Annotated in this window: 10 protein-coding genes; 1 reads left to right on the top strand and 9 read right to left on the bottom strand. The window is 71.1% G+C overall.

The genetic code is table 11. From position 1 onward, the window contains the following. Positions 1-17: 17 nt before the first annotated feature. The 7 genes from ACVHNB_RS04845 to ACVHNB_RS04815 form a co-directional block, all read right to left on the bottom strand. Complete coding sequence (locus ACVHNB_RS04845) at positions 18-3,344, bottom strand: S8 family peptidase (RefSeq protein ID WP_456227486.1); 3,327 nt, start codon at positions 3,342-3,344, stop codon at positions 18-20. 103 nt (positions 3,345-3,447) lie between these two features. Beyond that, positions 3,448-4,134, bottom strand: coding sequence for an ABC transporter ATP-binding protein (locus ACVHNB_RS04840; protein ID WP_428952659.1), 687 nt, complete (start codon positions 4,132-4,134; stop codon positions 3,448-3,450). Between the two features lie 52 nt (positions 4,135-4,186). Next, on the bottom strand, positions 4,187-5,677 hold the full coding sequence (locus ACVHNB_RS04835; RefSeq protein WP_456227485.1) for an ABC transporter permease: 1,491 nt from the start codon (positions 5,675-5,677) through the stop codon (positions 4,187-4,189). 163 nt (positions 5,678-5,840) lie between these two features. Further along, positions 5,841-6,524 (bottom strand): ABC transporter ATP-binding protein, encoded by a 684-nt coding sequence (locus ACVHNB_RS04830; RefSeq protein ID WP_456227484.1) that lies wholly within the window; start codon positions 6,522-6,524, stop codon positions 5,841-5,843. Positions 6,525-6,556: 32 nt separating this feature from the next. After that, entirely contained in the window at positions 6,557-8,038 is a 1,482-nt protein-coding gene (locus tag ACVHNB_RS04825; RefSeq protein ID WP_456227483.1) for an ABC transporter permease, read from the bottom strand. Between the two features lie 128 nt (positions 8,039-8,166). Further along, positions 8,167-9,435: a L,D-transpeptidase gene (locus ACVHNB_RS04820; RefSeq protein ID WP_428952663.1), complete on the bottom strand. Its 1,269-nt coding sequence runs from the start codon at positions 9,433-9,435 to the stop codon at positions 8,167-8,169. 284 nt (positions 9,436-9,719) lie between these two features. Further along, positions 9,720-10,058 carry a hypothetical protein gene (locus tag ACVHNB_RS04815; RefSeq protein ID WP_428952664.1) on the bottom strand — a complete coding sequence of 113 codons (339 nt, stop codon included), beginning with the start codon at positions 10,056-10,058 and terminating at the stop codon, positions 9,720-9,722. 109 nt (positions 10,059-10,167) lie between these two features. Between ACVHNB_RS04815 and ACVHNB_RS04810 the strand changes: the two genes are divergently transcribed. Continuing rightward, positions 10,168-10,455, top strand: coding sequence for a hypothetical protein (locus tag ACVHNB_RS04810; RefSeq protein ID WP_456227482.1), 288 nt, complete (start codon positions 10,168-10,170; stop codon positions 10,453-10,455). Positions 10,456-10,606: 151 nt separating this feature from the next. On the opposite strand, the gene hutH is transcribed toward ACVHNB_RS04810, so the two are convergent. Both hutH and ACVHNB_RS04800 read right to left on the bottom strand, forming a co-directional pair. Then, entirely contained in the window at positions 10,607-12,145 is a 1,539-nt protein-coding gene (hutH, locus tag ACVHNB_RS04805; RefSeq protein ID WP_428957566.1) for a histidine ammonia-lyase, read from the bottom strand. Positions 12,146-12,209: 64 nt separating this feature from the next. After that, positions 12,210-13,370 (bottom strand): GGDEF domain-containing protein, encoded by a 1,161-nt coding sequence (locus ACVHNB_RS04800; protein ID WP_428952666.1) that lies wholly within the window; start codon positions 13,368-13,370, stop codon positions 12,210-12,212. Between the last annotated feature and the right edge of the window lie 26 nt (positions 13,371-13,396).

Below are 13,396 nucleotides of genomic sequence, written 5' to 3'. Positions count from 1 at the left end.
CTACTGCCTCTTCGCGCCTACTTGCCGTAGTAGGCGTTGTAGACCGAGATCGTCGACAGGTTGCCCTTCTTGTCGGTGATCTTGGCGTGGAAGGAGACCGCCTTGTCCTTGGCGGGATTCCTGACGGAGATCTTCCCGTTCTTGACGGTCACCTTCTTCCAGGTCTGTCCGTAGTCGTAGGAGACGTACACGGAAAGGGACTTGAGGTTGCCGCCCGCGGCCGCACCCTGCACCGTGACCGGGACGGACTGGGTCTTTCCGGCGGGCACCCTGCTGTCCAGGCCGACGGCCGCGGCGAAGCGGATGCCGGAGGCCGGGAGCTTGGTGAGGTCCGCCGTCTTCTTCGAGCGGAACGACCAGCTGGCGTTGACCTTGGTGGTGGTTCCCACCTTCGCGCTGCGCTTGACCGAGGTCGTCAGCTTGTACGCGGCGTCGCCCGACGGGACCTTGAACTCCTCGTACCCGAAGAGCGGGTCGTCGTTCGTGGCGATCTTCGTGCCGTTGCGGTAGAGCGACGTCACGACCGAGGAGAACGTGGAGGAACCCGCGTGCGTCTTGCCGTCGGCGAACAGCGGCAGCGAGCCGTAGACGGCGTTCCCGTCGCGGAACAGGCCGTACTCGCCGCCGATCCGGGGCCCGAACACGGCGGTGTTGAACGTCTTCGTGTAGCTGCTGCCCGCCTTGAACGTCTGCGGGGCGCCCAGCGTGTAGAAGGACTCCTCGATCGGGAAGCCCTCCGCGTCCTTGCCCGCGTACTGCACGAAGTCCAGGCCCCACTGGATCCCGTTCCCGGTCGACAGGTGCAGCGTGCGCGTGGCGGGCAGCTTCTGCTCCACGGGCACACCGAAGACGGCGTCGCCGGGGAGCACTCCGGTGACGCCGAGCGCACCGGTCTTGCCGGGCGCCGGGGCGCCCAACTCGTTCTTCACCGTGGCGAGTTCGGACGCCTTGAAGTGCTTGACCTTGGCGCCCTGGAGCTGCGGGACCTTGGCGCTGGTCGCGACGTCGTACTCGGTGCCGTTCGCCTTGGTCCACTGTCCGAACCAGTTCTGCGTGAGGCCGCCGGGCACGTCGCCGCCGAGCGGGGCCACGCGGATGTCGGCGAACGAGCCGAGCATCACGGAGAGTCCGGTCATGGCCGGGTCGTAGGAGTAGTCGACCATCGCGCTCAGCGGCACGGCCGCGGCGTCCGGCACCGTGATGTCGGCCGCCTTGGCCGTCCGGGCGTCCAGCGTCAGCGACAGGTTCTTGGTGACGCTGAGCTTCGGCTGCACGATCCAGTCGACACCGCCCTCGAACTTCTCCAGGTCCTTCGCCAGCAGTCCGTCCAGGAGGTAGGTGCCCTTGGGCATGCGCAGGGTCACCGCGCCGGAGTCGCTGGGCGGCGCGGAGAACACCGCATCCTTGCCGAGACCCTCGTACCCGAACAGGTCGGTGAGATAGGTCGACTGGGGCTTTCCGTCCCGCCCGAGGTGCTTCAGCGTCACGTCGTACGACTCGATCTCGCGCTGCACGGCGGCGCCCGTGCGCACCGACTGGCCGCCGCCCGTCGCCGTCACGTACGCGGAGTACGCGCCGTCGAGCGTGCCGCCGAGCCGGGTGTTCGCGGTCAGGTCGACGGAGGCGGTGCCGCCGGCCGGCACGGTGACCTTCGGGGCGCCGAGGGTGAAGAAGCCCGCGGGGGCGGCCTGCCCCTTGGGGCCGGTGGCGGACACCGCGAGGTCGAGGGTGACGTCCGCGGTGCCGGTGTTCTTGTACGTGACCTTCTTGGTGAGCGCCGGGTCGTCGGTGTGCGGCCACTGCGCGACACCGAAGCCCACCGAGGCGTCCTGGGCGAACACGCTCTGCTTGATGGCCCGGTCGACCTGGATGCGGCCGCTGCCCTGCTGGAACGGGGTGAGCCCGGCGGTGCCCTTGGCCGACCCGACGAGCGCGCTCTTCAGCTCCTGGTACGTCCAGTCCGGGTGCTCCTGCTTGAGGATCGCGGCGGCACCGGCGACGTGCGGCGTCGCCATCGACGTACCGGAGATCGTGAGATACCCGGCGGGCTTCTCGCCGACCTCCTTGGCGATGACGCTGCCGGGAGCGGCGGCGGCCGTGATGTCGACGCCCGGCGCCGTCACGTCCGGCTTGATCGCGCCGTCACCGACGCGCGGCCCGGTGGACGAGAAGTCGGCCAGCTTGTCCTTGTCGTCGACGGCGCCGACGGTGAGCGCGGCGTCCGCGCTGCCGGGCGAGCCGATGGACTGCGGCCCCGCGTTGCCGGCGGCGATGGCGAAGAGGATGCCCTTCTGCTCCGAGAGCTTGTTGACCTCGGCCTCCAGCGGGTCGATTTCCGGGGTGTCGCCGCCGCCGAGGCTGAGGTTGACGACGTCGGCGCCCTGCGCCGCGGCCCACTCCATGCCCGCGAGGATGCCGGAGTCGTCGCCGAACCCGTCGTCGTCGAGGACCTTGCCGCTGATCAGCTTGGCGCCGGGGGCGACGCCCTTGTACGTCCCGCCCGACTTGGCGCCCGTGCCGGCCGCGATGGACGCGACGTGGGTGCCGTGCCCGAAGTGGTCGGTCGCGTCGGCGGCGGTGGTGAAGTTCCTCGCCTCGAGGACCTGGTCCTTGAGGTCGGGGTGGGTCGCGTCGACACCCGTGTCCAGGACGGCGATCTTCACGCCCTTGCCGTCGTACCCGGCGGCCCACGCCGTGGGGGCGCCGATCTGCGGCACGGACTTGTCGAGGCTCGCCCGGCGCACGCCGTCGAGCCAGATGCGGCTGACGCCGGAGGCGGCGGCGCCCTTGCCGTTCGTCACCGCGTCCCACAGCTTGCCCGCGTCGTCCTGGGGCGTGCTGACCGCGTCGGCGTTGAGCGTCGTCAGGCGGTGCCGGACGGTGGTGTCACCGGCGTCGCGCACCTCGGCCCGGGCGGCCGTGGCCGCTCCCCGGTAGCCGACGATGACCTTGAGGCTGCCGCGCCGCGCCTCGGTGTACGCGGGCTTGGACAGTTCGGTGACGTCGAACAGCCGCCGGTCGAGCCGGCCGTCGGCGATCAGCCGCCGCGCGTCGGCCGGCACGACGTACGTGTGCCCGCCGGTCCTGCGGGTCTGCACGGGTATGCGCTCCCGCCCCTCGGCCCGCTGCAGCCCGACCGGCTTGCCCTTCGCGTCGAGCGCGACGCGGTCGCCGGTGATGAGCGTGACGTGTGTCCTGGGCTTCAGGTCCTGGCCGGGGCGCGCCGCGGCGGACGCGGGCGCCGCGGCCGACGGGACGGTCAGCCCGGCGGCCAGCGCGACGGCGGCGGCCGCTGCGACGAGAGCCGCGCCGCGACGTGTACGGGAATGTCCCTGTCTGTGCAACTTTCCCCCTGGTGAAGGTGGTTCACCGACGGAGGACCGCGATCGGCCCCCCTGCGTAGAGAGCACACAGGGGGGCCACAGGTTGCATCGGAACGCGAATCCGTCAGCGGGCGGGGCTGTTCTCGGTCACGGTGATGCGGCCCTTGCGGATCGTCGCGAGGCGCGGGGCCTTCTTCGCGATCGCCGAGTCGTGGGTGACCATGATGAACGTCAGCCCGTGCTCCTTCCACTGCGCTTCGAGTACGTCCATGATCTCGTCGCGCATGGACTCGTCGAGGTTGCCGGTCGGCTCGTCGGCGAGGAGCACCTTCGGGTTCTTCACCAGCGCCCGCGCGATGGCGACGCGCTGCTGCTGGCCGCCCGACATCTCCGAGGGCAGATGCGCGAGCCGCTCCCCCAGACCCACCGACTTCAGCGCCTCGGCGGCCCGCTCCCGCCGGTCGCCGCCCTTGAGGCCGAGCGGCACGAGCGCCGTCTCCACGTTCTCCTGCGCGGTCAGCGTCGGGATCAGGTTGAAGGACTGGAACACGAACCCGATGGACTCGGCGCGGACCTTGGTGAGCCGGGCCTCGGGCAGCTTCGCCAGATCGGTGCCGTCGAGCTCGACGCTGCCCGCGGTGGGCCGGTCGAGACCGCCGAGCATCTGCAGCAGCGTCGACTTGCCGCCGCCCGTGGGGCCCTGGATGACGAGCCGGTCGCCGTCGCCGATGGTCAGGTCGATACCGGCCAGCGCGTCGACGGTGTCTTTGGCGCGCCGGTACTGCTTGGTGACGCCTCTGAGCTGATACATGGTGCAACTCCTGCGGTACGAAAGGGGGTTGGATGCCCGTGCAGGGCTGCTGCTACTCGACGCGGCGCAGCGCGTCGGCCGGGCGCAGTCGCGAGGCCCGCCAGCCGCCGAACGCGCCGGCGATCAGGCCGCCCGCGACGGCGAGGCCGACCGCGAGGGCGATGGTGGCGGCGGAGACCGGGGCGCTGAGCGCGATGTCGAGGGTCTTGCCGCCGCCGGCCTGGCGCATCATGCCGCCGCCGAAGCCGCCGCCCCCGCCGGGACCGCCGCCCATGCCTGCGCCGCCGCCCGCGCTGTTGCCGAGCTGGGCGGAGAGGGTGGGGCTGATGGCGGTGACGGCGTAGGCGCCCGCGAGGCCGACGGCGATGCCGAGGACGCCGCCGATGAGCCCGTTGACGACGGCCTCGCCGATGACCTGCCGGGTGACCCGGCCCGACTTCCAGCCGAGCGCCTTGAGCGTGCCGAACTCCCGCACACGGCGCGAGACGGCCGACGAGGTGAGCAGACCGGCGACGAGGAAAGCGGCCACGAGCACCGCGATCGACAGCCACTTGCCGACGTTCGAGGCGAGGTCGGAGGCGGTGGACAGGGACCCGGAGACGGTGTCCGCGAGGTCGGCCGACGTGGTGACCGTCGTGCCCGAGATGTTCTTCTGGATGGTCGACTTGACGGCGTCGATCTGCTGCGAGTCCGTCGCCTTGACGTACACCGTCGTCACCTTGTTCTTGGTGTCGGCGAGCGTCTGGGCCTGCTTCAGCGGGAGGTACAGATTGGCGGCGGCGTCCCCGCTGTCGGGCGTCGCGATGCCGATGACCTTGTACTTCGTGCCCTTGACGGTGACGTTGTCGTCGAGGGCGAGCTTCTTCTCCTTGGCGTAGGAGGCGTCGGCGACGACGACCTTGGCGTCCGTCTCGGACGTCTTGAAGGTCCGCCCCTTGGTGATCTTCGAGGAGGTCAGCGGGCCGAGGTCCTGCTTGGTGACGTCGGTGCCGAACACGGAGTAGGAGTTGACGTCGAAGTCGGCGCCGCCGCCCTCGACCCGGCCCTGCGGCTGGCCGCTGCCGCCGCCGGGGCCGCCGCGCTGGGCGCCGCCGCTCTGCGGGTCCTGCTTGAACTGGCCGCGGGTGAACTGGCCGCTGACCTTCATCACCTGCAGGCTCAGACCGCCCACGGTGTCGTCGACGCCCTTCTGCCGCGCGACCTTCGTGACGGTGGAGGAGGCGAGGGTCTGGAACCCCTGCACCATCACCCGGTCCGTGCTCTGCTCCTTGTCGGCGTCGTCGGCGTCGCTGTCCTTGGCGTCGAAGTTGAAGCGCGGGCGGCCGGTCTCGCCCTCCTTCGGCGCGGCGGCGGCCTTGGTGACGGTCATGTCCGTGCCCAGGCCGTACAGGGACTGCAGGACCTTGTCCTGTGCCTGGCTCATGCCGGAGGAGACGGAGTTGACCACGATGACGAGCGCGATCCCGAGTGCGAGCCCGGAGGCGACGACGAGCGCCGCTTTTCTGCGGCGGCGCAACTCACGCCTGAGGTAGGTGAAGAACATCGAAGCCTCGCCGATGAACGGCCCCGGCACGGGGCGCTGACAGGAATCAGCGGGAGCAGCGGCGATCTGTGTCGCTGCGGCTCCCGCTGCGGCGAAACCGTATGGGGACGCTGTAAGGGTTCCGTGAGGCCAGGATGAGAACGGGATGAGACCCGTCGGGCCGTCAGGCGGCCGCCTTCTCCGTCACGGTGATGCGGCCCTTGCGGATCGTGGCGAGGCGCGGGGCCTTCTTCGCGATCGCCGAGTCGTGGGTGACCATGATGAACGTCAGCCCGTGCTCCTTCCACTGCGCTTCGAGTACGTCCATGATCTCGTCGCGCATGGACTCGTCGAGGTTGCCGGTCGGCTCGTCGGCGAGGAGCACCTTCGGGTTCTTCACCAGCGCCCGCGCGATGGCGACGCGCTGCTGCTGGCCGCCCGACATCTCCGAGGGCAGATGCGCGAGCCGCTCCCCCAGACCCACCGACTTCAGCGCCTCGGCGGCCCGCTCCCGCCGGTCGCCGCCCTTCAGGCCGAGCGGCACGAGCGCCGTCTCCACGTTCTCCTGCGCGGTCAGCGTCGGGATCAGGTTGAAGGACTGGAAGATGATGCCGATCTTCTCGCTGCGCACCCGGGTCAGCCTGGTCTCGGACAGGGTCGCGAGGTCGACGCCGTCGAGTTCGACGCTGCCCACGGTGGGCCGGTCGAGGCCGCCGAGCATCTGCAGCAGCGTCGACTTGCCGCCGCCGGTGGGACCTTGGATGACGAGGCGGCCGCCGTCCGCCACGGTCAGGTCGACGCCGCGCAGGGCGTCGACGGTCTCCTTGCCGCGCCGGTACTGCTTGGTCACGCCGCGCAGTTCGTACATGGGTAACTCCTGTTCGGAAAGGGGCGGTCGGGCTATTCGACGCGGCGCAGCGCGTCCGCCGGGCGCAGTCGCGAGGCCCGCCAGCCGCCGTACGCCCCGGCGATCAGCCCGCCCCCGATGGCGAGCAGCGCGGCGAGCGCGATGGTGGAGAGGCTGACCGGCGCGGACAGGGCGACGTCGACGGTGCGCGCGGCGCTCCGGCCGCCGCCGCCGGGTCCGCCGCCCATGCCGCCACCGCCGGGTCCGCCGCTCATCTGGCCGCCGGAACTGCCGAGTTGGGCGGTGAGGGTCGGGCTGAACGCCGTGACGGCGTACGCGGCGACGAGGCCGAGCGCGATGCCGAGGACACCGCCGATGAGTCCGTTGACGAACGCCTCACCGGCGACCTGCCGGGTCACGCGCCCCGACTTCCAGCCGAGCGCCTTGAGCGTGCCGAACTCCCGCACGCGGCGCGAGACGGCCGACGACGTGAGCAGCGCGGCGACCAGGACGGCCGCGGCGAGCACGACCACGGACAGCCACTTGCCGACGCCGGCCGCCAGGTCGGAGGCGGTGGACAGGGAGCCGGACACCGAGTCGGCGAGGTCCGAGGAGGTGGTGACCGTGGTCCCCGGGATGTTCTTCTGGATGGCCGCCTTGACGCTGTCGATCTGCTTCGAGTCGGTCGCCTGGACGTAGATCGTGGAGACCTTGTTCTTGGCGTCGGCGAGCGTCTGCGCCTGCTTCAGCGGCAGATAGACGTCGCCGGTCGAGTCGCTGCTGCTCGCCTGCGCGATGCCGACGACCTCGTACTTCACCTTGTTGACGGTGAGGGTGTCGCCGACGGCCTTGGAGTTCTCCTTGGCGTACGACGTCGACAGGACCGCCACCTTGGCGTTCGTCTCGGATGACTTGAAGGTGCGTCCCTTGGTGATCTCCATGGTGGAGAGCGGGCCGAGGCCCTGGTGCGCGACGTCGATGCCGTACACGGAGTACGAGTTGACGTCGAAGTTCGCGCCGCCGCCCTGCACACCGCCCTGACCGCCTGCGCCGCCCGTGCCGCCGGGCCGGCCGCTCCCGGCGGACCCGGAGCCCGAGTCGCCGGTGGTGGCCTTGCCCTGGGTGAAGGAACCGGAGACCTTCATGACGCTGAGCTGGAGCGCGCCGGTCGCGGAGCCGACGCCCTGCCGGCCGGCGACGTCGGCGATCAGCGACGACTTGAGGGTCTGGCCGCCGGCCGTCATGACGCGGTCGGTGGACTGCTCCTTGTCGCTGTCCTCGCTGTCGGCGTCGAACGTGAAGTTCGGCCGGTCGCCCTGGCCGCTCTTCGACGGCGCCTCGGCGGCCTTGGTGACGGTCATGTCGGTGCCCAGGCCGTAGAGGGATGCGAGGACCTTGCTCTGGGCCTGCTTCATCCCGGCCGAGACCGAGGTGACCGTGATGACCAGCGCGATGCCGAGCGCGAGCCCGGAGGCGACGACGAGGGCGGCCTTCCGGCGCCGTCTCCATTCACGCCTGAGGTAGGTGAGGAACATGACGCGGACAGTAGGGACACTGCTTGGCACTGAGCTGTGTGCTGCATGCGGTCTTCATAAGTGCCGGGCGCCGACGCCGTGAGCCCCGGTACGCGCGGCGTACCGGGGCTCGTCGGGGACGGGGCGGGTCAGGCGGCGGAGCCGGCCTTCCACTGCGCCCAGCTCAGGTTCCAGCCGTTCAGGCCGTTGTCCGGCTGGACCGTCTTGTCGCCGGTGTTCTTCACGACGACGACGTCGCCGACCATGGAGTGGTCGTAGAACCAGGCGCCGGGCGTGCTGGAGTCGTTGGCGCCCTTGGCGTCCGACAGACCGACACAGCCGTGGCTGGTGTTCACCGAGCCGAAGATCGACTTGGCGCCCCAGTAGTTGCCGTGGATGAACGTGCCGGAGTTCGACAGACGCATCGCGTGCGGCACGTCCTTGATGTCGTACTCGCCCTTGCCGTCGTCGTCGGTGAAGCCGACCGTCGCGCCGTTCATCCGGGTCTCCTTGAACTTCTCGGAGATCACCATCTGGCCTTCGTAGGTCTTGTTGTCGGGCGAACCGGCGGAGATCGGGATGGTCTTGATCGTCTTCCCGTCCTGGGTGACGGTCATCTGCTTGGTCTTGGCGTCGACCGTGGAGACCTGGTTGCGCCCGATCTTGAACGTGACGGTCTTCTGCTGGACACCGGTCACGCCGTCCGCGCCCTCGACCCCGTCGAGGTCCAGCTTCAGGGTGACCGTGGAGCCGCCCTTCCAGTAGTCCTCGGGGCGGAAGTCCAGCCGGTTGGCGTTGAACCAGTGGCCGACGACCTCCTGGCCGCTGCTCGACGACACCGTGATGTGGGACTGCACGTCCGACTTGTTGGTGATCGCCTTGTCGAAGTTGATCGACACGGGCATGCCGACGCCGACGGTCGAGCCGTCCTCCGGCGTGAAGTTGCCGATGAAGCTGTTGTCCGGGGAGACCGTGGTGAACGACGCGTTCTCGTGCGCGGCACGGTTGTCCGCGTCGTTCGCCGTCGCGGCGATCTTGTACGTCGTCGCGCGCTCGAGCTGGTTCGTGGGCTTCCAGCTCTTCTTGTCGGCCGATATCTGGCCGGCGACCGCCGTGCCGTCGGCCGTGGTCATGGTGACGTCGGTGAGCGTGCCCTTGCTCACGGTGACCTTCGCCGCGTTGTTGATGCTCGCGTTGTCGGAGCCGTCCTTCGGGGCGATCTTGATCTCGGCCTGCGAGGTCTTCTTCGCCGCGGCCTCGTCCGCCTGCGCCTGCGACTCCTTCTTGCCGCTCGACGAGCTGCCCGAGTCGCCGTCGCTCCCGCTGCACGCAGAGAGCACCAGCACGCCACCGAGCACAGCGGACGCGGCCATCAGGCCCTTGCGCCGCTTACCGTCCGTCATCACACGCTTCTCCATAGTCGCCGATTTCCCGACTTCCCCGAACATTGCCGACCGCCCCGAGTCCGGTCACGGAGAACACAGAGGTTCCCCTTGCACGTACACAACGCGGTGACCGGTTCGCCCCGTTCCCGAAAACGCCCCGATGTGGGCGACGCCACGTCGTTGAAGGCCGTGACCACTGATGCACCGGTGGTAACGGCGCCCCCGTGATCCCCTCACTCCACTTTCGTCTCTCCCCCTGCGGGACGACAAAACCCCGGGCGGCGGTTGCCGCCCGGGGTGTCCCGTTCCGTCAGCCGCTACCCGCGCTCCCCGGCGCCCTCCCCGTCATCATCCTCGTCCAGGTCCCAATCCGGCGAATCGGGGTCGTAGTCGACCTGTTCGCTGGACCACGAGGCCTGGACGAGTTCGGCCCCCGGCACATCGCCGACCAGGTCGAACGGGTCCACGAGGTACGCGACGGCCTCCGCCTCGTCCTCCTGGACGGCGCTCTCGGCGTGCGCGCGCTCCTCGACGGGCATCGCCTCGTCCTCGGCGACGCGCTGCAGCGCGGCCCCGGTCAGCGCCTCGACGTCGGCGACCTCCAGGACCAATTCCACCTTCAGACGAACAAAACGTGACGTCTCATCAGTGCTCATACGCCGGAGCGTACGACCCGTTCCACTCGTGACTTTCCCGTGACCCGCACCTTTCACTAACATCGGCTCACACGGCCAATTCGCCAGCGCCACAAGGGGGATCGCTTCCGTGTCCGCCGCACGTCGATCGTTGTTCACCGCCACCGCCGCCGGGACGCTCCTGGCTGCCCTGTGGTTCGTCCCCAACGCCACCGCCACACCCGAGCACACCGGCACCGACCAGGCCCAGACGGCCACCGCGGTCGACACCCAGTCCGACCAGCAGCTCCGGCTGGCCGACACGGGCACCGTCGACACGACGCCGTACGTGGTCGGCGGCTCGGTCTTCCTGGGCCTGGGCGTCGGCTTCGTGACGTACTCCGTCCGCAGGGGCCGTACGTTCGAAGGCGCCCTTTAGGGGCGCGGGGAACTACGCGAGCCACCCCCACCGGGCCGCACTCGCGCACACCCCTCGGCACCCACGGCGCGAAGGGGCGCGAGGAACTGCGCGAGCAACCACACTGAAGCGGCACTCGCACAGAATCCCCGCCCCCGACGGCGCCCAGGCGCTACGCCAGCGCCCCCGTCACCCCTTCGACGGCGGCCACCAGCCCCCCGCTCCGCACGAACGCATCCGCCGCAGCGAGATCAGGCGCGAGGAAACGGTCGGGCCCGGGTCCCTGGACGCCCGCGGAGCGCGCCGCGGCGATGACCGCCCGCGACGCCGGCGCGGCCTCCAGACCCTCCCGCAGCTCGATGCCCCGCGTGGCCGCGTACAGCTCCACGGCGACGATCCGCGCGAGGTTGTCGACGGCGGTCCGCAGCTTGCGCGCGGCCGACCAGCCCATCGAGACGTGGTCCTCCTGCATCGCGGACGACGGGATCGAGTCCGCGGACGCCGGCACGGCGAGCCGCTTCATCTCGCTGACCAGCGCCGCCTGCGTGTACTGGGCGATCATCAGGCCCGAGTCGACCCCGGCGTCGTCCGCGAGGAACGGCGGCAGGCCGTGCGAGCGGTTCTTGTCGAGGAGGCGGTCGGTGCGGCGCTCGGAGATCGAGCCGAGGTCGGCCGCCGCGATCGCGAGGAAGTCGAGCACGTAGGCGACCGGCGCGCCGTGGAAGTTGCCGTTGGACTCGACGCGGCCGTCGGGCAGCACGACGGGGTTGTCGACGGCGGACGCCAGCTCCCGCTCGGCCACGAGCCGCGCGTGCGCCATGGTGTCCCGGCCGGCCCCGGCGACCTGCGGGGCGCAGCGCACGGAGTACGCGTCCTGCACCCGCGGCGCGTCGTCCTGATGGTGCCCGGTCAGGCCCGAACCGGCCAGCACGGCCAGCATGTTGGCGGCGCTGGCCGCCTGCCCGGGGTGCGGGCGGATGGCGTGCAGCTCGGGCGCGAGGACCTTGTCGGTGCCGAGCAGCGCCTCCAGGGACAGCGCGGCCGTCACGTCCGCGGCCTTGTAGAGGTTGTCCAGGTCGTCGAGGGCCATGACGAGCATGCCGAGCATGCCGTCCGTGCCGTTGAGCAGCGCGAGGCCCTCCTTCTCGCGCAGCTCGACCGGCGCGATGCCGTGCTCGGCGAGGAGGTCGCCGGCGGGCCGTACGACCCCGTCGGGGCCCTCGGCGTCGCCCTCGCCCATGAGCGTCAGCGCGCAGTGGCTGAGCGGCGCGAGGTCGCCGGAGCAGCCCAGCGAGCCGTACTCGTGCACGACCGGGGTGATCCCGGCGTTGAGCACGTCCGCCATGGTCTGCGCGACCTCGGGGCGGACCCCGGTGTGCCCGGAGCAGACGGTCTTCAGGCGCAGGAACATCAGCGCGCGCACGACCTCGCGCTCGACGCGCGGGCCCATCCCGGCCGCGTGCGAGCGCACGATGTTGCGCTGGAGCTGGGCGCGCAGCTCGGGGCTGATGTGCCGGGTGGCGAGCGCGCCGAACCCGGTGGAGACCCCGTAGACGGGCTCCGGCTTCGCGGCGAGCGCGTCGACGATCTCGCGGGCCGCGGTGAGCGCGGCCACGGCCTCTTCGGAGAGTTCGATCCGGGCGCCTCGGCGCGCCACGGCGACGACATCGGCCGCGGTGACCCCGGCCGTCCCCACCACCACAGTGTGCATATCCATATTCAGGAGCGTACGCAGTGAATCTCAAGATGTCACGACCGAGTTCCGGCGGCGCCCCTTACCCCCGCGTATCGCCGTCCCGGCCCCGGATCCGCCGCCGCTCGCCGTCCCCCGTCACCGGCGGGGGCGAGTCCGCCAGCCGCACCACGGGGTCGGCCAGACCCCCGTCCCGGCCCGCCACGACCGGCTTCGCGGCGCGCAACGCCTTCGCCCGGTACTGCGCGGCGTCCGCGAGCCGGAACAGCCGGCGGGCGCTGCGCACCTCCCCGATCGGATCGCCGGTCGAGGCGATCCCGACCGCCACCCCGTCGCCCAGCTCCAGCCCCGCGGCGCGGGCGCAGACCTCCTCGCCGACCCGGACGACCTCGTCGGCGGAGGGCCCCACGGCCAGCAGGCAGAACTCGTCGCCGCCGAGCCGCGCCGCGAGCGCCCCCGGCAGCATCGCCCCGCACAGCGAGAGCACCGAGCCGAACCGCTCCAGGAGGCGGTCGCCGACGGCGTGCCCGAGGGTGTCGTTGACCCGCTTGAGCCCGTTCAGATCGCAGACGACGAGGCTGACGACAGCGCCCTCGGCGACGTGCCGCTCCACCGCCTCGTCGAGCCGTATGTCGACGGCCCGGCGGTTGGCGAGGCCGGTCAGGGCGTCGGTGAAGGCGAGCCGGCGCGCCTCCTCCAGGCGCTCGGTCTGGGCGATCCCGGCCGCGACCACGGACGCCAGGACGGTCGCGAAGTCGGCGTCCTCCGGCCCGAACACCGGCATGCCGGTCTGCCGCGCGACATACAGCTCGCCCCAGGCCCGCCCGTGCAGCACGATCGGCGCGACGACACAGCAGCCGCGCCGGCGCCGGCGCAGCGCCGCGACCCGCTGGTGGCAGTAGCCGGCCCGGTCGACCGGGCCGTCGGCCGTCTCGACCCAGGCGTTCGGCTCGCCGCCCCCGGCCCACCGCTCGTGCAGGAACTCGGTGATCTCCGGGAACTCGTGGACCGGATACGTCTCGTCCTCCGGGAAGCGCTCCTCCCCCTCGGCCCGCTCCCCCACGTTCACCAGGACCCGGAGCCGGCCGCGCTCGCGCTCCCACACGGACAGGGCGGCGAAGTTCCCGGCCAGCGCACGGCAGGCGCCGACGGCGGCCGCCCGCCAGGACTCGCGCGGGCTCTGCGCAGCGGCCATGCCCTGCGCGAGCGTCACCACGGCGCGCAGCCGGACGTCCTCACCCATTGACTCAGGTTAGGAAGGTTTCCGGC

This window comes from Streptomyces sp. YJ-C3, from assembly GCF_053891275.1.
Note: the sequence above shows the minus strand (reverse complement) of the source record. Positions and strands in the feature narration are given on the sequence as shown.